The sequence below is a fragment of the Synechococcus sp. CBW1107 genome (assembly GCF_015841355.1).
In the GTDB taxonomy this organism is placed as follows: domain Bacteria; phylum Cyanobacteriota; class Cyanobacteriia; order PCC-6307; family Cyanobiaceae; genus Regnicoccus_A.
The window spans coordinates 2,697,997-2,721,302 of sequence record NZ_CP064908.1 but is presented as its reverse complement, the minus strand read 5'-3'; the positions used below and the strand labels follow the sequence as shown (position 1 = coordinate 2,721,302).

Here is a 23,306-nt window from a genome sequence, read left to right as displayed (position 1 = left end):
GTGATCAGCGGGAGAAAACCCACCAGGTGAGCATCGGCACGATCGTCCCCACCACCAGCAGCACGATCACCCACTGAAAACCGTTGCTGTTGGCGGTCTCCTCGCGGGTGGGAATGTTGCTCACCACGGGGGCGGCTGTCTCCTCCACGGGCGGTCCGGGATCCTCACCGCCCTGCAGCACGGTGCCCAGGCGGTCGAGGGCATCGAGGGAGGCCTGGCGGTAGCGGGTGCCCAGGCGCAGAGGGACGGCCATGGTGCTGGCGGCGGTGTCGCGCAACAGTGAGGCCGGCAGTTGCTCCAGCAGCTCGGGACTGGCTACCACGGCGGCGGTGTTGGTCTGGGCGTCGATCAGCACCAGCAGCGAAGCACCGGAACTGGGCTCCTCGGCCGACCAGGTCTCCAGCGCCTGCCTGCCGAGGGCGTCGAGTTCAAGGCCGTAGTCGAGGCGGGGAACCGTGAGCAGCCGGGCCTGCACGTGGGCACTCTCCAGATCGGCCAGGCGACGCTCCAGCTCCGCCGAGGTGGCGCGGCTGAACAGCCCGGCCGTATCGATCAGATGCTGCGAGGTCGGTGGCGTGGGCAGGTCGCGGATTCCCACGGCCCAGGCGGCGGGGACAGCGGCCAGAAGGGACACCACCAGGGCGGTGAGCGAAGCCAGGACTCGGATCGGCAGACGCACGGGCAGCGAAGGATTTGGTCGTTGCCCCACAGTTTGCCCTCAGCTGGCCAGGCTGTCGCGGTTCAGGGCCTCAATCGCCGCGAGGATCTGTCCGGCCTTGCCGCCGGGCAGGTCGAGCTGAACCGCCAGGCTCTGCAGAAACACCAGCTCGCTGGAGCTGACCACCCGGTCGCTGTGGACGAGCTGAGCAGCCACCGCCAGGGCCGTTTCGCGCTGCCCGCCGGTCAGAACCGGCACGGCGGCCCTGACCAGCTCCTCCACTCCCCCCTGGCGCAGGTCGGCCAGAAGGGAATCGAACAGTTCACCCATGGCCAGATCGGAGAGGTCGGCGTAGGGACTGCGGTACTGCAGGGCCCCACGCAGGGCCTTGGCCTCCTCGAGGCCCAGGCTTCCGTCGCAGGCGACCGCAGCCAGGGCGATGGCGGCAAAGGCCTGACTGGCATCCATGGGGCGGGGGCAGGGGGCCTCCCATTTCAGCAAGGTGTCCGGGGAGTGGACAGGCTGGCGACTCGAATCCGTGTCAGCGTTCATGCTGAACCCCAGACCGTCCCCCCCGGCCATGCCCACCCCGGCCCGTTTCACCCTGGCGGCAGGGGTCGTCGGACTGGGGCTCTGTCTGCTCAATCAGCTCACCGCGACTGAGCTGAACCCGGCTCTGGAGCGCGCCGGGGTGCTCGCCAGCCTGATGGCGGTGGGCCTGATGCTGGTGGCCGTCCTCTGGACCCGGGCGGTGCCACTCGCCCCCGAACGGGTGGAGCTGCAGGGGGAGCAGGGGCTGGAGCTGGATCCCCAGATGGCCCAGGACCTCGGGCTGGAACTGGCCTGGGGGAGCCGTCTGCTGCTCACCGCCACCCCGGCCGCCAGCCTGCTGATCCACTGGCGGGGCAGGACCCTGCTGCGGCGGGGTCTGCTGGGCAGCTCTCCCTTCGAGCCCGGGGAGATCTGCCGTCGGGCCACCAGCTGCGGCCGGGCGATCTCCCTGGTGAACCTGAAGCTCTACCCGGGCCGCGACGAGTTCCACTGCCTGCCTGAGGGCACGCCCGCCGTGCTGGTGCAACCCCTGGGCGGCGAGGGCTGGCTGCTGGCCGGAGGCTGGTCGCCGCGCTGCTTCAGCCGCAGCGATGAGCTCTGGATCGAAGGCTGGGCCGAGAAGCTCAGAACGTCACTGGAGCAGGCTGGCGCCGCTCCTTCGAAGGAGGAGGCACCTTCAGTTCCGAGAACACCCGTCCCCCCGGGGTCGTGAACTCCGCCTGGCCCTTGTCTCCGACCTTTCCGAACAGCTGCTCACTGCGGGTGATCTGCTGGTTCTGATCCCGCTCCAGCTGAACGGAGCCGCGGGCTTCGATGGCCTGGGTACCCCAGTTCCAGCGACATTCCCTGGCCTGAAGCCGCTCGCCGGGTTGCTTCAGGCGGCAGCCGCTGGGAATGATCGCCGTCTTCTCCCCGAGAAGCATCCTCAGGGAGTCGCCGGCCACGTGCAGCTGATCGACCACGCCGGTGAAGGGCAGGGCCGTGCTGAGCACCTGCTCCTTGGAGTTCCAGCGGGTGCGCTGGGCCTCGAGCACCGCCTTGCGGGAGGGATCGACGAAGCGGACGGGGGCCAGCAGATCCACCACCTCCTCACGGGTGTTTCCTTCCAGCGCGGAGCCGGTGACGGTCTGGACGGTGCCCTTCTCGCCCGCCGGACGCCGCTCCCCCTTCACCGGGCCTGCCGCCATCAGGGCCCCGGTGTCGGCCAGCCAATCGGCCCGGCTCACGCGCAGATCGATCTCCGGCTGCTGCAGGCGGGTCGTGCCCCGCAGCTCCAGCTTGTCCTTGTCGAGCAGGAAACGGGCCGTGGTGGCGCTCAGCCGGCTCTGGCGTTCCGTGAGCAGAGGCTTCCGGTCGATCTCCATCAGGCTCCGGCTCGGTGTCCAGCGCACCCGGTCACCACTGATCACCGAGCCCCTGGGGCCGAGCACCACGATGCGCACCTTGCCTTCCAGCTGGATGACCTCCCCGTCGTTGATCACCAGGCCACTGGTGGCCTCCACCTTGTAGCGGGGCTTGCCGGCGGCATAGATCACCCCGCGGGGTTCAGTGGCGCGGGCCACGCGGCGCTGCAGGTCGTAACGGGCCTGCGGGCTGATGAGCTCCCAGGCGGGGCGACCCTTGCCATCCTGCTGGCGCAGGTTGAGCGAACGGAACACGAAGGGTTGGGGGTCCTTGGGCTTGATGGCCTTGCGCTCGCAGCCCAGCAAGGCCACCAGGGGAAGTCCGACGATCAGGGCCCGTGCCAGCGCGGTCCTCACAGCGGGCCGTCCAGGTCCAGGCGGGCCATCACCGGCTCAGGCTCCGGCAGTGGGGTTCCCGCCGCCAGGGATCCCCAGGTCAGGCGCTCCTGCCACGGGAGCCGAGCGCCATCGGGGCCGCTCTGACCCCCAGCCGCGGCACCACTGGGGGCCAGAGTCTGATTCAGCTGAAGCAGCATGCGGGCTGAGAGATCGGGAAGGATCGGGGCCAGCAGCAACGCCACCTGCCTGGAGGCCTCCAGCACCGCATAGAGATCGTCGGCCACCTGCTGCCGCTGACCCTCCTGCTTCATCCGGCTCCAGGGAGCCTGGTCGTTGAGGTAGCCATTGGCGCTGATGGCGAGCTGCAGGGCGGCGACGGCGGCCTGGCGGAAATCCAGCCGTTCCATGCCTTCGATCACCTGCTCGCGGGCCAGCTGAGCCGCCTGGGCCAGCGGATGGCTGCTGCCCACGGCCTCACTGGGAGTGGGAACAGCCTGATCGAACCAGCGCCGGGCCATCGAGGAGGTGCGGTTGAGCAGGTTGCCGATCGTGTTGGCCAGGTCGTTGTTGACCAGATCGCTGAAGCGTTGCTGCTGCACGTCGCCATCGTCGCCGAAGGGGATGTCGCGCAGCAGATACCAGCGCACGGCATCGGGGCCGCAGCGCTCCAGCAGCTCCCCGGGATCGAGCACGTTGCCCAGGGATTTGCCCATCTTCTGTCCCTCCCGGGTGAGAAAGCCGTGGCCGAACACCCGCTCGGGCAGGTCGAGCCCTGCCGAGAGCAGCATCGCAGGCCAGTAGACCGCATGAAAGCGCAGGATGTCCTTGCCGATCACGTGGATGCTCGCCGGCCAGCCCCGCTGGCCCAGGAGACCCAGATCCGGCGGATCGCCTGGCTCCAGCAGGGCCGTGAGGTAGCCGAGCAGGGCGTCGAACCACACATAGAACGTGTGGCCCTCATGCCCGGGCACGGGAATCCCCCAGGGCAGATCCAGCCGGGAGATCGAAAAATCGCGCAGCCCCCGGGCCACGAAGTTCTCCACCTCTCTGCGGCGGCTGGCGGGAGCGATGAAGCCCGGTCGCTGGATCAGGTCCTCGACCGCCTGCTGGTAGCGGGAGAGCCGGAAGAAGAGATTGAGTTCGTCACGCCATTCCAGGGGCCGCTGGTGGGTGCTGCACTGGGGCGTGCGGGCCTCGGGAGGGTCGTCCTTGAATTCCTCGCAGGCCACGCAGTACCAGCCCCGCTGGCGCCCCTCCACCACATCACCGGCCGCTTCCACCCGCCGGTAGAACTGCTCCACCAGCAGACGGTGACGTGGCTCGGTGGTGCGGATGAAGCGGTCATGGCTGATCTGCCAGCGCTGCCACAGGGCCCGGTACTGATCGCTGACCTGGTCGCAGTGGGCCTGGGGGGTGAGCCCGGCCGCCTCGGCGGTGCGCTGGATCTTGAGGCCGTGCTCATCGCAGCCGGTGATGAACACCACCTTCCGCCCCATGAGTCGCTGGAAGCGGGCCAGGGCATCACAGGCCAGCGTGGTGTAAGCGCTGCCGAGATGGGGCTTGTCGTTGACGTAATAGAGCGGAGTGGTGAGGGTGTAAGTCATCGGCGGTGGTGAAGGGCCCGCTGCGCCGCCAGAGCGGCCCTGCGCCGGGGCCGGATCCTACCGAGTGCCTCTCCGGGATCCTCCCCCGGTCAGCGGCGGACCGGTGCATCGGCACAATCGGGGTCGTGGAGACAGCCACCCCGATGGGAGCACGAGACGATCAGGCGGACGTGGTGGTCTGGGGTGGCGGCAGTGGCGGGGTGACCGCCGCCCTGCAGGCCGCCCGGGGCGGCGCCGACACCCTCCTGCTCACCCCGGGGCCCTGGCTGGGGGGCATGGTGAGTGCGGCAGGGGTCTGCGCCCCGGATGGGAATGAACTCAGTCCCTGGCAGAGCGGCCTCTGGGGTGCGCTGCTGCGGGCCCTGCAGCGCGAGGAGCCCGAGGGTCTCGACCACAACTGGGTCAGCTGTTTCGGCTGGCGGCCCGCCAGCGCCGAGCGGGTCCTGCGGAACTGGGTGACGGCGGAGCCCCGGCTGCGCTGGTGGAGCGGCTGCCGGCTGCGACAGCTGGAGCGCTCCGGCTCCCGGCTCACGGCGATGGTGCTGGACCACGAGGGGGAGCGGGTGCGGCTGGCCCTGCAGCTCGCCATCGACGGCAGTGATCGCGGCGATCTTCTGCCCCTGGCGGAGGTGCCTTTCCGCCTGGGCTGGGAGGCCAGCGACGACTGGGGTGAGCCCAGCGCACCGACCCGCGAGCGTCTGAAGACGGACCCCTTCTTCCGCCACCAGCCCGTTCAGTCCCCCACCTGGGTGGTGCTGGGCCAGGAATCGGCCGGGTCCTGCCAGGACGGAGCCGTGCCGGCCGCCCCGTTCGAGCGGGCCACCGAGTCGTTCGGCCTGGAGCGCACCCTCAGCTACGGCCGCCTGCCCGGCGGGTTGGTGATGCTCAACTGGCCCCTGCACGGCAACGACTGGCACGTTGGCCTGGAGCGTGCCTTCCAGGCCGATTGCACCGGCCAGGCCGAGCTGGAGCGAGCCATGCAGGAGCACAGCCTGGCGTTTCTCGCTGCTTTGAGCGAAGCCTCCGGCGGTTGGCTGCAACCGGCCCGAGTGTTCCCCGATGGCACCGGGGACCGCTCGGCGCTGGCTGGGCCATCGGCCCTGGCCCTGATGCCCTACTGGCGGGAAGGCCGGCGGCTGGTGGGCCAGCGCCTGGTGCTGGAGCAGGATCTGCTTCCCCTGATCCCTGCCGGCGCCAAGAACACCTCCGACGACGACGGGGCCTGGATCGGGCCGATCCCATTCGATCAGGAGGGCCGCTGCAGCGCCATCGCGGTGGGCAACTACGCCAATGATCACCACTACCCCGGCGAGGACTGGCCCCTGGCCCCGAAGAGCTGTCGCTGGGGTGGCCGCTGGAGCGGCACCCCGTTCATGGTTCCCTACGGGGCGCTGGTGAGCGCCGAGTGCGACAACCTGCTGGCCGCGGACAAGGCCATCAGCTGCAGCCACATGGCCAACGGCGCCACCCGTCTGCAACCGTTGATCCTCAACATCGGCCAGGCCGCCGGAGCAGCGGCAGCCCTCTGCGTCAGCTCCGGAAGGGCGCCGGCCGCCCTCGACGTGCGGCTCCTGCAGGAGGCCCTGATCAGCGATCCCGCGGCGCCGGCAGGACCGATGCCCCTGTGGGACACCCCCTGGCACCATCCCGAATGGAAGGACCGCCAGCGCCGTGCCCTGCAGGATCCAGGGTTGCTGCTGCCGCGGGGGACCCTGGCCGGCAGTGAGCCTCCGGGCCCCTTCCAGGCCCCGGCCGAACCCCATCAACAGGTCTTCGCGGGCACCCTGGTGCCTGATGGCACCGGGGGGTACAGCCTCGAGGGCCCTGGCCGTCCCTGGCCGCTGATCACCCTGGAGCCAGGCCTGCACCACTGGCTGCGCCTTCAGGAGTCGCCCCGGCGCGTACGCCTGGTCGGTGTCGCCAATCCCTGGGGCCCCTGGCTGCGGGTGTCACGGCTGGTGCCGGAATCGGGTCTGACCTAACGGGCTTCCAGCCGCAGCAGATCGGAGAGGGAGTCCACCAGCTGGACCTGAACCGTGAGCGCATCCCCCGGCTGACACGACTCGGGAGCGCGCACGGCCTGGTCCATCGCCAGGGACTCCAGATGCACCAGCGCCAGGCGATCCTGGGGACGTAACCAGCGCAGGAACACAGCCGGCCAGTGCTCGCCGCGATGCTCCTCGAACCAGACCTGCTGCCAGTGGCGCTGATCCTCGCGGCTGATCTGAATGCCTTCACGGATCACACGGTCGAGCTCCTCGAGCAACTCCCCCATCTGGGTTTCATCCAGGGGTTCCTCAGCGGAGATGGTGGCGGCCAGCTGGCGCTGGGCCACCAGATCGGCGTAACGGCGGATCGGCGAGGTGGCCTGCACGTAAGCCGGCAGCCCCAGGCTGAAATGGGGGCTCACCGCAGCGCCTGTGCTGCCGCGACTGAGGCAGCGGCGCAGGGCGGCGTTGCGGACAGGTCCTGCCGGTAGAGCCTCCAGCTCACTCTCGGGCGGCAACTCACTCACGGGTTGGCCGCGGAACGGCATCGCCAGCCCAAGGTCGGCGGCGTGGGTGGCCACCACGGAACCCGCGAGGATCATCGCTTCGGCCACCAGAGCCCGCGCCGGAGAGGGATCGGTGATCTCCAGTTCGGGGTGGTCGCCCCGGCAGCGGATCCGCCCCTCGCTCTGCTCCATCGAGAGGGCGCCGCGGGCCTCGCGCCAACGGCGGCGGCGCTCCAGCAACCCCTGCAACCGGGCCAGATCGGGTTCCTCGGGGGGAGCCAGATCGATCAGGGCATCGCCGTCGCCGTAGGTGAGGCGGTAGGTGGGGCGGATCCAGCTGCGCACGAGCTCATGGCGGGCCACGCTGCCGTCTTCGGACAGCTCCACCGCACAGCTCCAGGCGGGACAGCGCTGTCCCTGGCGCAGGCTGAACGGCCCGACCGCCAGGGGCAGGGGGAACATCGGCACCACCCCGGAGGCCAGGTACAGGCTGGAGCCACGCCGCCGGGCCTCCAGGTCGAGGGGAGAGCCGCTCGCCACCAGTCTCCCGGGATCGGCGATGTGAACCCAGAGCCGCAGGCCGCCCCCGCCCAGGGGCTCCAGCGAGACGGCGTCATCGATCTCCTCGGTGTCGGCGTCATCGATGGTGTAGCTGCGCAGGGCGGTGAGATCGCGGCGGCTCTCGTCGCCGGGTTGCTCCAGGTCGGCCTGAGCCAGCAAGCGTTCGGCCTCGGCCAGCAGAACAGGATCGAACCCCTTCTCCCAGACGGTGCTGCGCAGCGACGGCAGGGCATGGGGCTGCCACTGGCCCAGGTCCACGAGCAGGCGACGGACTGCACCGGGTTCGGCGCTGCAGTGCGCCGCCTGCAGGCCCCGGCGGAGCTCCGGATCGCGCAACTCCTCGATCTCCCCGGCGGCGAAGGCCAGCAACTGCCGCAGCTGCTGGGTCTGGGCTGGATCGAGCGCGGAGGGATCGAAGGGGCTGCGCTGGCTCAGGAGACGATGCCAGTGCTGCACCCGCCTCTCGTCCAGCGCCTGACGGTGCCGGTCATGACGCAGCTGGCGCAGATCGCGGAGGGAACGGGGGTGCACCCGGCCCTGGCGCCAGCGGAACAGGTGCTGCTCACCCTGATGCAACCAGAACCAGCAGGCGGCCCGGGCGGCCGGACGGTCGCCGCCGGCCACCAGTTCGGTGAACTCCTCCAGACTCACCCCCTCCTCCGGGGGGGCCTCCACCAGCAGAAGCCAGGCCGCTCCCAGGTCGCGGCGGACGGGAGCCGCGGCCACCAGGTCGGAAGGGGCCAGGTGCCAGGGGGGCTGATCCAGGCGGGAGGGCGGCTCGTGAACTCCCGGCAGCGAGGCCAGCAGATCGAGCTGACGCATGGGGATGACCTGGGACCTGGCGTCCCAGCCGGCCCTCAGACGGGCACGGCTGCCGTTGATGGCCTCGATCACAGCCAGTTCGGGCCCCTTCGAGCCGATCAGACCGACGAGATCACCCGGTTGCAAACGCCATGCTCCGCTGGGGCAGGGAAAGGGTCGCTCAGCCTTCGGGGTTCACGAAGGGAAGCAGAGCCACGATCCTGGCCCGCTTGACCGCGTTGGTGAGATCGCGCTGCTGCTTGGCGGTGAGACCCGAGAGGCGGCGGGGAAGGATCTTGCCGCGCTCGGTGATGAACTTCTTGAGCAGATCGACATCCTTGTAGTCGATCGGATCACCCGGCTTGATCGGTGAGAGGCGCTTCTTGAAAAAGGAACTGGACATGAGTGGGCGAAAACGGACAGGGGAATGAAGGACGAGCTGCAGGGGTCAGCGCCGATGACGGCGACCCGGGGACCTCACTTGATCTCTTTGTGGACCGTGCTCTTGTTGCAGTGAGGGCAGAACTTCTTCAGCTCCAGCCGTTCCGTGGTGTTGCGGCGGTTCTTCTGGGAGGTGTAACGGGACACTCCAGGAGAGCGCTTGGCGGGATTGGACCGGCATTCGGTGCACTCGAGAGTGATCACGATCCGGACGCCCTTGTTCTTGGCCATGGGAAGGACGTGCGCCGCTTGAGGCGAGGCGTAATGACAATCCGACACCTTACCCTCCCGGCCTCCGGCATTCCGATCCTTAGGATCTCTGCCTTGATCGATGCAGGCGGATGCGGGTCTCGCTCCAGTGGTTGCGGGAACTGGTCTCCTGCGATGGTCCAGTCGAGGAACTTGCTGAGCGTCTGTCGATCGCCGGCTTCGAGGTGGAGGCGATCGACGACCTCGCCAGCCAGGCCGAAGGTGTGGTGGTGGGGTATGTGGAAGACAGGCACCCCCACCCCGATGCCGACCGGCTGAGCGTCTGTCAGCTGAGGGTGACTCCGACCGGTCCTGCCGGAACGCTGCTGCAGGTGGTCTGCGGGGCCTCCAACGTGCGCGCCGGCATCCACGTGCCCGTGGCTCTGGTGGGCGCCCATCTCAGCGCCGTGGATCTGACCATCAAGGCCAGTGAACTGCGGGGGGTGGCCAGCACCGGCATGATCTGTTCCCTCAGGGAACTGGGTCTGGCCGACAGTTCCGAGGGCATCGCCGTCCTCGATGAGCTGCTGGAGGAGGTGCCGGCCCTGGGCACCCCAGTGGCGGCGGCCCTCGGCCTCGACGACCAGGTGCTGGAGCTGGCGATCACCGCCAACCGCCCCGACGGACTCTCGATGCTGGGCATCGCCAGGGAAGTGGCGGCCCTCACCGGCGGCGATCTCAGCCTCCCCCCCGCAGCGCCGGTGATCCCCAGCGACCCCCTGCCGGTGGATCCGGCCAGCGCCGCGGCGATCGAAGCCGGCGGGCTTTACAGCCTCACGGCCCTCTCCGGCGTGCGGGTGGAGCCGTCACCCGCCTGGCTTCAGCGCCGCCTGGAGCGGGCCGGCCTGCGGCCGATCAACAACGTCGTCGACATCACCAATCTGGTGATGCTGGAAACCGGTCAGCCCCTGCATGCCTTCGATCAGGACCGCCTGACGGTTCCAGGGGGTCGGCCGGCCGACCCGGCGGCCCTCGGACTGCGCCCCGCCGAGGCAGGCGAACCCTTTGCTGCCCTCGACGGCACCAGCCATGAACTCGGCCCCGAAGCCCTGGTGGTGACCTACGTCGGTCAGCCGATCGCCCTGGCCGGCGTGATCGGCGGCGCCGGATCGGCGGTGCAGGCCGACACCGAGGCCCTGTGGCTGGAGGCGGCGATGTTCAGCCCCGAGGCCGTGCGGCGCAGTGCCCGCAGCGTCGGCCTGCGCACCGAGGCCAGTGCCCGCTTCGAGAAGGGCCTGCCCCGGGAAGTCACCCTGACGGCCGCCGACCGGGCCGTTCAGCTGCTCCAGGAGCTCACCGGCGCCCGGGTGCAGGGCCGCTGGCTGCACCAGCGCCCCCAGCAGCCGACCGCTCCCCTGCGCCTGCGCCGGGATGCCCTGCACAACCTGCTCGGTCCGGTGCTGGTGGACGGCCAGGCCGAGGACCTCGATGACGGCCGCATCGAGCAGACCCTCACGGCCCTGGGCTGCGGTCTGCAAACCGACGGCGAGGGCTGGCTGGTGACCGTGCCCCCCTCCCGCTCGATGGACCTCACCAGGGAGGTGGATCTGATCGAGGAGGTGGCCCGCCTGGTGGGCTATGACCACTTCGCGAGCCATCTGCCCGATCCGATCGAACCGGGGGGGCTCGACTCCAGCCAGCAGGCGGAGCGCTGGCTGAGGCAGGCCCTCTGCCACGCGGGCCTGCAGGAAACCTGTGCCTTCTCCCTGGTGCCGGCCCAGGGCCTGATCGAGCACGCTCCGCGGCTGGGGCTCACCAACCCCCTGCTCACCGACTACGGCCACCTGCGCGACAGCCTGCTCGATGAATTGCTGCTGGCGGCCCGGCGCAACCTGCAGGCCTCGATGCCGGGCTTCTGGGCCTTCGAGATCGGTCGTGTCTTCCAGAGCGAGGCAGAGAACCTGCTCGAGCGGACCGAGCTGGCCGGAGTGATCTGCGGCGAGCGGCGCTCGGAACTCTGGAGCAGCGCCGGCAAGGCGCGCAGCCTCGACTACTTCGAAGCGCGCGGTGTCCTGCAGCGGGCCCTGGCCGCCCTGAGAATTCCCTGCGAGGACAGGGCCAGCAGTGGTCATCCCCTGCTCCATCCGGGCCGGGCCGCGGAGCTGCTGGTGGAGGGCCGGGTGACCGGCTGGTTCGGCCAGCTGCATCCGCAGCGGGCCGACGACCTTGATCTGCCTGAGGCCACCCATGTGTTCCAGCTCACCCTGGCGCCGCTGCTGAGCGCGGCCACCCGGCGCAACCGCTGGCAGCCGTCGTTCACGCCCTTCGCCACCGTGCCGGCCTCCGAGCGAGACCTGGCCCTGGTGGTTCCCGATGCCGTCACCGCAGCTCAACTGCTGAATGCGATCCGCAAGGCAGGCAAACCCCTGCTGGAATCGGCTGAGCTGATCGATCGTTATCAGGGCAGCCAGGTGGAGGCGGGCAACGCCAGCCAGGCCTTCCGCCTGCGCTACCGCGATCCTCGCCGCACCCTCACCGAAGCGGAGGTGGAGCAGGCCCACACGACGATCCTCGGCGCCCTTCAGAAGCAGTTCGGGGCCGCCAGACGCTCCTAGGACTCAGGGGGGGTCTCCCAGGTGCGCTCCAGCACGGCGAGGGCTTCGACGTGCTGGGTCTGGGGGAAGAAATCGATCGGCTGAACCCGCAGCAGGCGCAGGGTTCCCGCTGCCGTGAGCCTGGCCAGATCACGCGAGAGTGTGGCGGGATTGCAGCTCAGGTAGGCCACCCGCTCGGGCGGAGCGGCCAGGATCGCATCACAGACCCGCTCAGGCAGACCCTTGCGGGGCGGATCCAGCAGCAACCCGTCGGCGTTCTCGAGGGCATCGGGCAGGGCCTGAGCCACGTCGGCGGCTTCGAGAGTGAGGCCATTGAGCCCGTTGAGGCCGGCATTGAGCCGGGCCTGATCCACGCTGGAAGGATGTTGCTCCAGGCCCAGCACCCGGGCGCCGGCGGCGGCCAGGGGCAGGCTGAAGGTGCCGATGCCGCAGTAGGCATCGACGAGACGACGGCCAGGGGCCGGACGGAGGGCTTCGATCAGGAGAGGCACCAGGCGCTCGGCCTGGGCGGTGTGGACCTGAAAGAAGGTGTCGGGACCGATCCGCAGTTCGAGGCCTGCGAAGCTGTCGGTCAGCCATGGGCGGCCCGCGATCTCGAGGGTGCGCGGCCCCATCAGGGTGTTGGTGGGCAGGGGCTGGATGTTGAGGCCAACGCCCACCAGTTCCGGCCAGCGTTCCATCCAGATCTCCGCCATGGCCGTCAGGTCAGGCAGGTCGCTGTGGCTGCTGATCAGCGTCAGCAGCACTTCACCGCTGTGGTGCCCCACCCGCAGGGCCAGGTGGCGCAGGCCACCACCCTCGGTGAGATCGACATCCACCGGCCAGTCGCTCTGCTCGAGATCGCGCTTGAGTGGGGCGATCAGGCGATCGATGCGGGGATCGAGCACCGGGCAGCGGTTCATGTTCACGATCCGGTGGGTGCCGCTGCGGTAGAAACCGGCCCGCAGTTGCCCATCCGGGGAGCGCTCCAGGGGAATCGTGGTGCGGTTGCGGTAGCCCAGGGGAGTGGCTGAGGCCAGGATCGGCTCCACCTCCAGGCTCTGGCCACCGATGCGGCGCAGGGCCTGCTGCACCAGATCCTGCTTCCAGACCAACTGGGCGTGGTCACTGAGATGCTGCACGCCGCAACCGCCGCAGTCGGAGGCAAGGATGCAGGGGGGCTGCCGCCGCTCGGGGGCGTCGTTGCGCCGCTCGAGAGGGTGGGCCACCAGATGGCGCTGGGCCTTGTGGTGCACCCTGGCCCGCACCTGTTCCCCCGGCAGGGCATCGGGAACGAAGACCACCAGGTCGGGAGCCGAATCCTCCGTGGCGGCGATGCGCGCCACCCCCTGACCGTGGTGGTTGAGGCCGGAGATGCACAGATCCAGGTCCGTACCTGGGACCGGCAAGGGAAGTCCCATGGGGATCGGAGCACTGTTGGACGTTGAGCAAACCCTAGATGCAAAGGGGCGTTACATCTGAAGACGTCCTTCGGCAAGGGGGTTCCCGGATCGATAAACTGATCTGGCGCCTGGTGTCCTCGATGAGCGTCGTTCGGGATCTGATCCTCCAAGCCGATGATCAGCTGCGGTATCCCAGCGGCGGAGAGCTCCGCTCGATGGCGCAGTACCTCGCCGGCGGTGCTCAGCGCATCCGCGTGGCCCGCGCCCTGGCGGAGAACGAGAAGAAGATCGTCGACGAGGCGGCCCGCCTCCTCTTCTCCCGCAAACCGGAATACGTTGCCCAGGGGGGCAATGCCTACGGTCAGAAGCAACGGGCCCAGTGCCTTCGTGACTTCAGCTGGTATCTGCGCCTGGTCACCTACGGCGTGCTGGCCGGCAGCACCGAGAAGATCCAGGAGATCGGCCTGAACGGGGCCCGCGAGATGTACAACAGCCTCGGCGTCCCCATGGCTGGCATGGTCGAGAGCATGCGGACCCTCAAAGAGGCCTCCCTGGCCCTGCTCGGCACCGATGATGCCGCCAATACCGCTCCCTACTTCGACTACCTGATCCAGGGCATGCAGACACCAGGCTGAGCCCGGAGGGAGCCCACGGTCTTCGTTCGGACTCGAATCCTCAACGGTTGTGCCGGACCAGTTCGACTGAACCGTTGTCCGAAACTGGTTCCCCATTGGATTGAGCCCGTTCTGAGCGGCGATCGGAACGACAACGCCAGTGTCGGTTGACCAAGGGACTTGAAGCCCGGAACAGGCACCGTGGCTTGGCCAGCAGACCTGAGGCCGATGGAGTCGACGAATATGTCTCACTCTGGTCCATTACTGAGTCCCGTACATGGACCCAAAAGCGACTTAAGAGATTGATTTCCGCCCCTCCGGGCCGGACGTCCCATGAGAGCGGGACACCAACGACAGCCAGTGCGGGAAGGCCAGCTGTCTCCACGGCACCCTCTCAAGATCTGTCGAGACTGTCTCGCCTGAGATCAAAACCAGGTCTTACCGCGAGACACAGGCATGAGTCCTGCAACCGCTTCAGCGGGGTGACCTCAGGGCTGGAAGGCGTCGGCGCCCGGGACCCAAAGCCGACTTCAACGGGCACGCCGCGACCTGGCTCAGCCGCACCCAAACCAGACTCATGACTCTCGTCTATGTCCAGCAGCAGGACCTGTCTTGCGTCCTGAAATGGACTCTCTCGACCGGACTGAGACCCGTTTCTGGTCTGGTGATGGCTCTCATCAGCGACAGGCAGGACGAACAACCCTGTCTGCCCCGAAACAGGTGATTTCGGCGCCACCTCAGGACAGCTGCAGGTCGCCTGCAGACAGAATCAATGGCGTACCTGTGTCTGCAGCAGGTACGCAAAAAGACCAGGCAAGGCTGTCACTGCCATCTCAGCGGTATGAGGGGCCCTGGACTTCCTGTCCAGAGGTGATTGGACAAGAGCCGCTGCCGACCTGAGCGGTACCGATCGATCGAGCGCCCGCCGAGCCGGCGACGACTGCGAAACGAACCAACAGCCTGAGATGGCTCTCCCGGCTCAGGCGCATCGCCACAATGAGCGGATCTTGTATCTCATTCTGGACTCTAGATAGGTCCTATTAAGAGTCTGATATGAGACAGCTGCAACACCAGGATGTGCTGTTCAGGCCGACCGTCGGTAGAGCTCCTTGAGCAATTGATAGGCCTCATTGAGGCGGCGCATCGCGTCGGCACTCCCGCCTGAATCGGGATGGTGGCTCATGGCCTGTTCGCGGTAGGCCTCCCGGATCTGGTTGAGGCTGAGCTGGTGACCCGGCGCCGTGGGCAGGGCCAGCACCTTCAAGGCTCCCTGCAGCGTCATCGTGTGCTCGAGAGTCTGGAAGGACGTTCCCTGGCGACGCCGGCGAAAGCGGTGCACGAACCGGCGAATCAAGGTGGGGACCCGCAGGGTGAGTGTGCCGGTGCTGAAGGGATCCTCCAGCAGGCCAGCGGCCACGATCACTCGGTTGAACCCGGGCGGCCCCGGTGGCCAGCCACTCACGAAGCCGCTGATCCACTGCTCCATCAGAGCCCAGGTGAAGGGCCGCCCCTCCGACTGATCCGACTGGGCCCAGATGTCGCGGGCCAGCCAGAGCATGGCAGCTTCCAGTACCGCCTCATTCGCCGCCGTGCCGTAGAGGTTGAGCCAATGCTCATCGGCAGCGAGCAAGGCCTGATCCAGTTCGGCGGCCTCCACCGAAGGCAGCGGTTCACCAGCCGCGGTGGGGCGGGGGTGCAGGCTGCGCCTCAGGCGCGCCGACGACTGCCGCACGAAGCCAGGCAGATCGATCCCGGTCCCCCCCCCCGCGGCCTCTCGCGGCTCCCTCGGCTGCTCGCGACGGGGGACCCTGGCCAGCAGCTCCGGCAAGGGCTCATCGCCTGGATCAGGCTGCCGATCCGCGGCATCGCCGGAGAGAAGCTCGCCCCCCTGCCCAGTGACCAGCACCAGGGCCCGGCAGGCATCCAGTTCCTCCTCCTCGCCGGAGCCCTCCTCATCCCGCTCCTCGTCCAGACCATCGGCGCTGGGGAAGAGATCATCCAGCAGACGCTCCAGCAGGGCACCGCGGCTGCGGTGGCCAAGCTGTCTGCACAGCTCATCGATCTGAGCCACCTGCGCGACGGGCAGGATCAGCTGAATTCTCTGGCGATCCGCTTTCGTGTCGTCGGGAGGCACGGCAACCTGATCAGGTCGGGCTTAACGGCCCATCAACTGCCTGAGGAAGCGTTGCTGGGCATCGGCGGCCTCGTCGTAGCGATCCCGCAGAACTCGAGTCTCCTGGGGGGAGGGCCGGGGCGGATGTGCCCACGGGCACTTCCGCGACGGCAGGCGGGCCCGCAGGCGCCCGGTTCAGCAGCCGCATCGGAGGCAGGGGAGGCAACCAGGCCGGCACGATCGCCGGTCTGGGCAGCGGCGGGGGCGGAGTGGGCCTGGCAATGGCTGGTCTGGTGGGGCGACGGGCGGGGGTGGCCGGTGGGACCGCGGCGGCGGGAACTGGAGCGCGCTGAGCACCCGCCACCGACGGCGGGGGGGCGGCAGGAGTGCTCCTGCGCTTGGCGGCCGCCGCTTCGGCAGCGGCCAAGCGGGCGATCTCAACCTGGCGCTCACGCTCGCGCAGCTGGGCAAGCTGATAGGCCGGGACCACGCTGAGCAGGTGACCCGGGGTGGCATCGGCTGGGTAGACCATGCTCACCTTGACGCGGTTGTTGACGCCGGGGCGCAGAACCAACGGGGTCAGGGAGAGGCTTTCACCGGAGCGCATGCCCACATGGACTTCGCGATACCCCTCGTCGGTTTCGATGCCGATCGATCCGCGAAACGCCGTGAACTGACGGCCATTGGCCGTGGGGTGGCTGAAGACCAGTTCATAGGGTCCTGAGCCCTTCAGGTTCAGCTCGACGGCGAAGCGCACGCCGTAGGTGCCCACGTTGTCGAGGGACGAATCGATCATGCGGCTGGCCAGGGCATTCACCTGGATCTCACCGGTGCCGAAATGGTGGCGGTTGGTGCTGGTGAAGGGCACATGCAGGGAGGCCTGACTCAGATCGTGGCTGATGCTGGCCTGGAAGGCATCGCCGAGAGCCACTCCACCAACGCGGGAGAACACCTGCCGGTTCTGGATCTGAGGCAGCATGCTCAGGTAGGTGCGGCCCGGGGCCAGCACCCCTTGATCGAGAACCGCGAACAGATCGGCCTCGGTGCGGGGGTCCTCCGCGGCCACCACCGCCATCTGGAAGGGACCATCACTGCGTCCGCTCAGCAGGCCGTTGGCGATGCCACGGGCAGGAAGCTGGGTGTGGAACAGAACAACCCGGCTGTTGGCGGGGATGGTGATGCGCTCTGGCAGCTTCGAGTCGAGCTGGTTGCGCAGCATGATCACCGCAGTGGCGTCGCCGGGCCCCGTGTTCCAGGGCCTGGGGCCCAGGGGCTTGACCCCCATCAGATGGTTGGCGAGGTAGGGCGCCTCGAAGCTGTTGCGCACGGCCCCGCGGTCGAATTCGAGCGTGACCGGCCTCGAGCCGGGGTTCATCACGATCGTGGCCAGTGTGAGCTGTCCGCGCACCAGGCCGTAGCCGAGGCGGGTGGCATCCTCGGGGTAATACTTGTGATGCATGTGCAGACCGAATTCACCGTTGAAGGTGAAGTCGGCATTGCGCAGTCTCTGGCCGGTTTCCCTGGCCACCGCCGATCCAGGGGCCGTGTTCACCAGAATGCCGGGGCCGAACACCTCCTCCGGCTGGTTGGAGTGGAGCACCGGCACGGAGTTGAAACGCCCCTGGAGGGGACGCGCGGCCTGTCCAGCCATCAGCGGGACGTAGGTGGCCCTGGCAACAGGTGCTTCCAGAACCGCGCCGGCCGTGCCGGAGAAGGCGGCAACTGCAGTGAGACCAATGGGACCTAATGTTCGCACTCTGAATCTCAACTGGGACTGCGTTGCGGTTTTGAGGACGTCGCTCCTGAGTCCGCTGGGGCAGGGCCCTTGACTGGAGGGAGGTCTCGCCGGCACCTGCGTCGCGGCCCCGTGAACAGGAGACGGCGCATCAGGGGTGGACCGCTCGCTAGAACCGTCCTCCGTACACGTGACATTTTCTCATGTTTCCTCCCTTGCCCTGCTTCGGTGCTTCCGGCTGCGACCCCGCAGCCAGCCGCCGTCAGCATCAGGAGCGCAAGCTGCACATGCTCACCTACTGGCGGGACGGGGTCGAGCGGCAACTGGCTGCGGTGAATGCCGCGATCAGCACGCTGGAGAAGCAGATGGTCCGCGATGGGAGCCAGGAGCAGGGCTGAAGCCCAACCCCTCCCCGTCCAGGCGCTGTCTCAAGGTCTCCAGCGCCCGGGCCAGCAGGCGGTGAACGGTCATCGGGCTGACCTGCATCTTGCGGGCCGTGGCCCTGAGGCTCGCTCCCGCCAGCACCACCTCCCTGACGACGGTGCGCTGGCGATGCTCCAGCTGGGCCAGCAGCGCCATGATCCGCTCACCGGCCTCGCCGTCTCCGGGGACCTCCTCCGTCTCGGGCTCGGCGGCGGCGAGTCGCTCCTCCTCCCCTTCCAGGCTCACCGTTCTGTCCATCTGGCGCAGCTGCTCGAAGCGCTGCCACTGGACCTCGCTCAGGCCCAGCAGCGTGTGCAGGCTGGCGTTGGCCAGGGACTGGCTCTGCTGAAGCCGGCGCACACGGTCCTCCAGTTCCCGCTGACGCCGGGGTAACCGGATCACCGGCGCCTGGTCGCGGAGGTAGTGGAGGATGGCCCCGCGGATGTGATGGCGGGCAAAGGCCTCGAACGGTGTGCCCTGGTCGCTCTGAAACAACTCGGCCGCCCTGAGCAGGCCCAGCAGACCCACCTGGGTGAGATCGTCGCGACCTTCACGACAGAGGGAGCTGTAGTGGTGCGCGATCGGTCGCACCAGCTCCAGGTGTCGGGCCACCCTGTCGTTGCGCTGGCGCAGAGCGCGGCTCAGGACAGGGCGGCTGGAGCGGGGTCGAAGCAGGGAAGCACTGGTCATCGCAGTCGAGACAGGTGGATGTAGAGGGAGCCGGATCAGGGAGCGCCGACGGTCGGTCGCTGCCCCCTTTCCAGATACGGACCCATCGGCAGGGTCCGGCAACCGTGAAATCACGGAACGTTCGCGGCGACCGATCAGCGGCGAGCCGACCCGGGCCGAGTCGATCTGATCGGCTCGGAGGCGATGCGAGCCAGCGTCCGGTCTGGGGTCTGGGGTCTCAGCCCCTCGCCGCCACCGCCTGCAGCAGGGCCCAGGGCCCCTCACGCTGCAGCCAGGCCAACTCCGAGCGCTCGCTGAGCAGCAGGTAACCGGTGAACCCGAGAGCATTCACGCTGAAGCCCGCCACGTGCTCCCGCACCCGCCGCACCGTCAGGAACCAGTGATCCGTGAAGATCAGGTTGTAGGGATGGCGGGGCCTGGGGTCGCTGGCGGGCTCGCCGAGACCGAGGGACTGGGCATGGGCGTGGTAAGTGGACAACAGGGCTTCGGCCCCATCGCCGGGCATGCGGGGGCTGAGTCTGTAGGCCCAGGGCCAGGGCCGGTCCTCTCCAGCCAGCTGGGCCCGCAGGAGCTGATCCAGCGGACAGACCACCTCGTCTCCATGGCGCGGAAGCAGCTGGAGGTGGCGGTGGGGCTGGCTGGCCCCGGCCTCGGCACAGCTGTTGAAGAACCAGAGCCCGCCGGTGTCGGCATCCACCCGGGCCACCGCCGCCCAGTCGCCCTCCCCGAGCCAGCCCGACTGGGGCTCATAGCCCTGGGTGATCAGCAGAACATGGCCTGCCTGAACGGGGTACTTGTTGAGCAGCAGCAGATGACGGCGTCCCAGCAGGCGTACCTGCAGGTGCGGATCCCAGGGTCGGAAGGGGTTGGGCTTCGGCCCCTGGGCCCCCAGGTGCTTCGGGGTGGCGGAGAGCAGGCGGCGGAGCTGGAAGGGTTCCCAGCCCCGGGGGGGGATCAGCTCGGTCTCCAGGGGAACGAGGCTGCCGCTCACCAGAGCATGACGGCTGCGCTCGAGAGCTTCGGCCCAGAAGCGCTCAGCTCGCTCCACCGATCTGCAACCGCGCCAGGGATGCCCCCTGGTAGTAGTGACCAAGGATCTGGTTGTAGCGCATGCCTTGACTGGCCAGTTGCTGGGCACCCTCCTGGCTCATGCTGGCCCCCAGGTGCCCATGGGCCTCCAGGGTGATCTGGGAGTTGGCGGCGTAGAGGCTCTCGACGATGCCCCCCTGATAGCTCAGGATCAGGCCATTCGTGCGTTCGGTGGCCTCCCGGGTCCGGGCCGTGACCGATTCCAGTCCCCGGTAGGCCTGCCAGCGGGTCGTGTCGCCCAGATGCCAGTAGCGGTTGGCGGGCCGGGCCAGATGGGCCAGGGCATAGGAGCGCGCGGCCACCGCCTGGGCCTTGAGCGCCTCCATCGACCAGGAACTGGGCATTTCAGCCCCCACCACCGAGGCGATGTACCGCTCCAGCGGCAGATGGTTGATCGGTGTGATGCCACCACCCTCCCGCAGCAGCCGCAGTCGGCCTTCATAGGGCAATCCGTTGACCAGCAAGGCCTGGCCGCCTGCACTCTCCAGCCAGAGATCAGCGCTGGTCTGACGACTCCAGTCCACGGACTCACCGGCGCCCCCGCGGAGCAGCACCCGGCCCTCGCCGTCGAGCAGTTGCCAGGGGCCCATGGCCGAGAGCGTGGGCCGTCCCGCCTGACGCAGCAGAGCCACCCGCGCCTCCAGAGGAACGGGCCGGCCAGCGGCTGGCTCGGCCAGGGCCAGGTCGCCGGCGGCGGCCGTCCCGGAGGAGGGTGGAGAGAGGGCTGCGTCGGCTCGGCGCGCCTGGATCTCCTGCAGCTGCCGGGCCTCGGCCTGACGGTCGGGGTCGTCGGCAGCGGTGGCCGGCAACAGAGCCTCCATCACCTTCGCATCGAGGCTGGAGCGAGGCTCGGTGAACGCCTGCTGGGCCAGGAAGCCAAGGCCCAGGGCCACAACGCTCAGCGGTGCGGTGACCAGAACACGGTTCAGCCCGGGCCGGGCAGACAGCAGCTCCAGTCCCCGGCTTCTCCAGCGTCGACACCAGCGCTCAAGCGGCCATCCCACAGCAGTTGACCCGAACCCGACAGGCGGATCATGCCTGAAGACAGCCGTTCGCACACCATCCCGCCCCCCTGGGGGGAGGGTTGCCAGCCCACCACCCGCTCGCGCCCCAGCTGATCACACCACCATGGGGCCACCAGGGCATGGGCCGATCCCGTTACCGGATCTTCACGGATGCCGAGGCCCGGTGCCAGGAACCGCAACTGGTAGTCAGCCGGCAACCCCTGCACCGAGGGGGAGCGGCCGCTGGCCGCCAAGGCCTGCATCAGCACCAGGCCCCGCCGCAGCTCAGGGGGCAATTCCTCGGCGAGGGCCTCACCATCAAGACCGGCCAGGTCGTGGTCCGGTGGCATCAGGACCACCCAGTAGCCCAGGTTCGATCGCCAGCTGCGCAGCGGCGTTCCCCGCAGCGACGGACCCGGCTCAACGGGCAGGGGCGAAGGCTCGAGACCCGCCGAGGGGAGGACCAGCTGGGCGCGGTCGCCACTCGACGTGCTCAGACTCACCAGCAGTGGCCCTGAGCGGCTGTGCAGGCGGGTGGAGCTCCCCGGCCCCAGCAGCCCCCAGTGGCCAAGGGCCAGGGCGGAGGCCAAGGTGGCGTGGCCGCAGAGGGGGACCTCACAGCTGGGCGTGAACCAGCGCAGGGCCCAGCCGCCCGCGGCTTCACCAGCAGGCACGAGGGTCTCCAGGGGCAGCAGGAACGCCGTTTCCGACTGCCGCAGCTGGGCTGCGACCGCCTGCATCCAGTCGGCCGGGGCTGGACGTTCCAGGGCCACCACCGCGGCACCGTTGCCCTGGAGTGGCCGCTCGGCGAACGCGGTGATCAGTACGGCCGGCAGAGCGCCGTCGCTCATCGTTCCTCGGGTTTCAGATCCCGCTCCATCAGGGCACGAACCGCCTCGGAGGGGGTGATGCGTCCCTCGATCAGACCGACCACCTGAGCGCAGATCGGCAGGCGGGCCCCGCCCTGCTCCCCCAGCGCCAGGGCCGCGACGGCCGTCGATGGGCCCTCCACCGTGGCCCCGATGACCCGGATCGCCTCCTCGGCGGAGAGTCCCTCCGCCAGGTGCAGACCGAAGCGATAGTTGCGGCTGAGGCGGCTGTTGGCCGTGGCCAGCAGATCCCCCAGTCCGGCCAGGCCGTAGAGCGTGTCGGGGTCGCCGCCCAGCTGCTGGCTGAGGCGGCCCATCTCCGCCAGCCCACGGGTGAGCAGGGAGGCCTTGGCATTGGCTCCGAGGCCCAGGCCATCGCAGACACCGGCCGCCACGGCCATCACGTTCTTGAGGGCACCGGAGAGTTCGGTGCCGATCGGATCGGTGTTGGTGTAAAGCCGGAGTTGATCACTGCTGAGGTCCTGCTGCAGCGACCGGGCCAGATCCGAGTGAAGCGAAGCCAGCACACTGGCCGCCGGCAGCCCCCCCTGCAGCTCACCGGCCAGGTTGGGTCCACTGAGCACCAGGCTGGACAGCGACGGGATCGAGCGCTGCCAGAGCTGGGACGCGGTGAGGCGCTGCTGAAGATTCAGTCCCTTGGTGCAGCTGATCAACGGCAGCCCCGGGGGCCAGTGGGACGAGAGCCGCTGGGAGAGCTCCGGAACGCCGGCCATGGCGATGGCGCAGACGATCACATCCTGATCCGCCAGCAGCGCGGCAGGTTCACCGCCGTCACGGCGCGACCAGGTCCTGAGCCGGTGACCGCCCTGCTGGAACACCTGGCCAAGGGCGCGGCCCCAAGCGCCTTGCCCGTAGATGCCGATGCTCAGTGCCATCGGGCCATCATGAGCCATTCCCCTTCTGGACCTGCCCATGTCGTCGACCCCAGCCTCGGGAGCTGGAGCCCCTGAGGAGCCCCAGGGGCTTGAGCACTGGCAGGGGGATGCCCTGGTGGTGGGCGGCGGCGGGATCGGCCTGGCCCTGCTCGAGGCTCTGGCACAGCGGGCGCCCGGCCTGAGGCTGTGGGCCACCAGCCGGCGGCCTTGGCCGGCCGGGAGCGTGGTGCCGCCCGAACGGGTGCTTGACCTCGATCTCACGGACGATTCCAGCCTCGAAGCCTGCACCAGCCGGCTGCAGGATGAAGACGTGCGCCTGCGGCTGGTGATCAACACCGCCGGTCTGCTCCACGACGGCGCGCTGCAGCCGGAGAAACGACTGCAGCAGCTGCGACGGGACTCGCTGCAGCGCCTGTTCAGCGTGAATGCCTATGGCCCGGTGCTGCTGGCCAGGGCCCTGGAGCCCCTGCTGCCCCGCCAGAAACCGCTGCACTTCGCCAGCCTCTCGGCCCGGGTGGGCAGCATCGGCGACAACCGCCTGGGGGGATGGTACGGCTACAGAGCCGCCAAGGCCGCCCAGAACCAGTTGTTGCGCTGCCTGGCCCTGGAATGGGAGCGGCGTCTGCCCCTGGCCTGCGTGAGCCTGCTGCATCCGGGCACCACCGCCACGGCGCTCTCGGAACCCTTCCGCCGCTCGGTGCCGGCCGAGCAGCTGTTCACTCCAGAGCGGGCCGCCCACCACCTGCTCGCTGTGATCGCCGCCCAGACACCAGCCCACTCCGGCCGCTTTCTGGCCTGGGACGGGACACTCATTCCCTGGTGAGCCGCGACTGA

At 68.9% G+C, this 23,306-nt stretch carries 21 protein-coding genes; 6 read left to right on the top strand and 15 right to left on the bottom strand.

What is annotated here, in order from left to right; genetic code table 11:
- Window positions 1-4: 4 nt before the first annotated feature.
- Window positions 5-679: a photosystem II repair protein Psb32 gene (psb32, locus tag I1E95_RS14230; protein WP_231594656.1), complete on the bottom strand. Its 675-nt coding sequence runs from the start codon at window positions 677-679 to the stop codon at window positions 5-7.
- A 39-nt stretch (window positions 680-718) separates the two neighbouring features.
- Window positions 719-1,126, bottom strand: a complete 408-nt coding sequence (locus I1E95_RS14225; RefSeq protein WP_197167544.1) for a tellurite resistance TerB family protein — start codon at window positions 1,124-1,126, stop codon at window positions 719-721.
- Window positions 1,127-1,238: 112 nt separating this feature from the next.
- Here I1E95_RS14225 and I1E95_RS14220 point away from each other — a divergent pair, with 112 nt between their 5' ends.
- Window positions 1,239-1,922, top strand: coding sequence for a cofactor assembly of complex C subunit B (locus tag I1E95_RS14220; RefSeq protein ID WP_197163311.1), 684 nt, complete (start codon window positions 1,239-1,241; stop codon window positions 1,920-1,922).
- Here the strand turns inward: I1E95_RS14220 and lptC are convergent.
- The gene (lptC, locus tag I1E95_RS14215) at window positions 1,834-2,970 is read right to left on the bottom strand and encodes an LPS export ABC transporter periplasmic protein LptC (protein ID WP_197163309.1); all 1,137 of its coding nucleotides are present in this window, start codon (window positions 2,968-2,970) and stop codon (window positions 1,834-1,836) included. The genes I1E95_RS14220 and lptC overlap by 89 nt on opposite strands.
- Window positions 2,967-4,556 (bottom strand): methionine--tRNA ligase, encoded by a 1,590-nt coding sequence (gene metG / locus I1E95_RS14210; RefSeq protein WP_197163308.1) that lies wholly within the window; start codon window positions 4,554-4,556, stop codon window positions 2,967-2,969. The genes lptC and metG overlap by 4 nt, the downstream gene beginning before the upstream one ends.
- A 143-nt stretch (window positions 4,557-4,699) precedes the next feature.
- Here metG and I1E95_RS14205 point away from each other — a divergent pair, with 143 nt between their 5' ends.
- A complete protein-coding gene (locus tag I1E95_RS14205; protein ID WP_197163306.1) occupies window positions 4,700-6,538 on the top strand; it encodes an FAD-dependent oxidoreductase in 1,839 nt (612 codons plus the stop codon).
- Here the strand turns inward: I1E95_RS14205 and I1E95_RS14200 are convergent.
- The 3 genes from I1E95_RS14200 to rpmG all read right to left on the bottom strand — a co-directional run bounded on the left by I1E95_RS14200 (window position 6,535) and on the right by rpmG (window position 9,084).
- Window positions 6,535-8,559, bottom strand: a complete 2,025-nt coding sequence (locus tag I1E95_RS14200) for a ribonuclease catalytic domain-containing protein (protein ID WP_197163304.1) — start codon at window positions 8,557-8,559, stop codon at window positions 6,535-6,537. The two genes, I1E95_RS14205 and I1E95_RS14200, sit on opposite strands and share 4 nt — an antisense overlap.
- Window positions 8,560-8,593: 34 nt before the next feature.
- On the bottom strand, window positions 8,594-8,815 hold the full coding sequence (gene rpsR, locus I1E95_RS14195; RefSeq protein ID WP_006171444.1) for a 30S ribosomal protein S18: 222 nt from the start codon (window positions 8,813-8,815) through the stop codon (window positions 8,594-8,596).
- 74 nt (window positions 8,816-8,889) lie between these two features.
- Complete coding sequence (gene rpmG / locus I1E95_RS14190; RefSeq protein ID WP_006171446.1) at window positions 8,890-9,084, bottom strand: 50S ribosomal protein L33; 195 nt, start codon at window positions 9,082-9,084, stop codon at window positions 8,890-8,892.
- Between the two features lie 110 nt (window positions 9,085-9,194).
- Here rpmG and pheT point away from each other — a divergent pair, with 110 nt between their 5' ends.
- Window positions 9,195-11,657 carry a phenylalanine--tRNA ligase subunit beta gene (gene pheT, locus I1E95_RS14185; protein ID WP_197163303.1) on the top strand — a complete coding sequence of 821 codons (2,463 nt, stop codon included), beginning with the start codon at window positions 9,195-9,197 and terminating at the stop codon, window positions 11,655-11,657.
- Here the strand turns inward: pheT and rlmD are convergent.
- Window positions 11,654-13,057 carry a 23S rRNA (uracil(1939)-C(5))-methyltransferase RlmD gene (gene rlmD / locus I1E95_RS14180; protein WP_197163301.1) on the bottom strand — a complete coding sequence of 468 codons (1,404 nt, stop codon included), beginning with the start codon at window positions 13,055-13,057 and terminating at the stop codon, window positions 11,654-11,656. The two genes, pheT and rlmD, sit on opposite strands and share 4 nt — an antisense overlap.
- 122 nt (window positions 13,058-13,179) lie before the next feature.
- Here rlmD and I1E95_RS14175 point away from each other — a divergent pair, with 122 nt between their 5' ends.
- Window positions 13,180-13,674: an allophycocyanin subunit alpha-B gene (locus I1E95_RS14175; protein ID WP_197163299.1), complete on the top strand. Its 495-nt coding sequence runs from the start codon at window positions 13,180-13,182 to the stop codon at window positions 13,672-13,674.
- Between the two features lie 1,063 nt (window positions 13,675-14,737).
- Here the strand turns inward: I1E95_RS14175 and I1E95_RS14170 are convergent.
- Both I1E95_RS14170 and I1E95_RS14165 read right to left on the bottom strand, forming a co-directional pair.
- A complete protein-coding gene (locus I1E95_RS14170) occupies window positions 14,738-15,787 on the bottom strand; it encodes a J domain-containing protein (protein ID WP_197163297.1) in 1,050 nt (349 codons plus the stop codon).
- Window positions 15,788-15,797: 10 nt separating this feature from the next.
- A complete protein-coding gene (locus I1E95_RS14165; protein WP_231594655.1) occupies window positions 15,798-17,417 on the bottom strand; it encodes a DUF3370 family protein in 1,620 nt (539 codons plus the stop codon).
- A 287-nt stretch (window positions 17,418-17,704) separates the two neighbouring features.
- Here I1E95_RS14165 and I1E95_RS14160 point away from each other — a divergent pair, with 287 nt between their 5' ends.
- On the top strand, window positions 17,705-17,899 hold the full coding sequence (locus I1E95_RS14160) for a sigma factor SigF (RefSeq protein ID WP_197163295.1): 195 nt from the start codon (window positions 17,705-17,707) through the stop codon (window positions 17,897-17,899).
- On the opposite strand, the gene I1E95_RS14155 is transcribed toward I1E95_RS14160, so the two are convergent.
- From I1E95_RS14155 to I1E95_RS14135, 5 genes are all read right to left on the bottom strand, one after another.
- Complete coding sequence (locus tag I1E95_RS14155; protein WP_197163294.1) at window positions 17,847-18,614, bottom strand: sigma-70 family RNA polymerase sigma factor; 768 nt, start codon at window positions 18,612-18,614, stop codon at window positions 17,847-17,849. The two genes, I1E95_RS14160 and I1E95_RS14155, sit on opposite strands and share 53 nt — an antisense overlap.
- Before the next feature lie 217 nt (window positions 18,615-18,831).
- Window positions 18,832-19,662: an ATP adenylyltransferase gene (locus I1E95_RS14150; RefSeq protein WP_197163292.1), complete on the bottom strand. Its 831-nt coding sequence runs from the start codon at window positions 19,660-19,662 to the stop codon at window positions 18,832-18,834.
- Entirely contained in the window at window positions 19,649-20,596 is a 948-nt protein-coding gene (locus tag I1E95_RS14145) for a SpoIID/LytB domain-containing protein (protein WP_231594654.1), read from the bottom strand. Before I1E95_RS14145 ends, I1E95_RS14150 begins: the two co-directional genes overlap by 14 nt.
- A 32-nt stretch (window positions 20,597-20,628) precedes the next feature.
- Window positions 20,629-21,558 (bottom strand): PhzF family phenazine biosynthesis protein, encoded by a 930-nt coding sequence (locus I1E95_RS14140; protein WP_197163290.1) that lies wholly within the window; start codon window positions 21,556-21,558, stop codon window positions 20,629-20,631.
- Window positions 21,555-22,472 carry an NAD(P)H-dependent glycerol-3-phosphate dehydrogenase gene (locus tag I1E95_RS14135; protein ID WP_197163288.1) on the bottom strand — a complete coding sequence of 306 codons (918 nt, stop codon included), beginning with the start codon at window positions 22,470-22,472 and terminating at the stop codon, window positions 21,555-21,557. The genes I1E95_RS14140 and I1E95_RS14135 overlap by 4 nt, the downstream gene beginning before the upstream one ends.
- Window positions 22,473-22,509: 37 nt before the next feature.
- Here I1E95_RS14135 and I1E95_RS14130 point away from each other — a divergent pair, with 37 nt between their 5' ends.
- Entirely contained in the window at window positions 22,510-23,295 is a 786-nt protein-coding gene (locus I1E95_RS14130) for an SDR family NAD(P)-dependent oxidoreductase (RefSeq protein ID WP_197163286.1), read from the top strand.
- Window positions 23,296-23,306 lie beyond the last annotated feature (11 nt).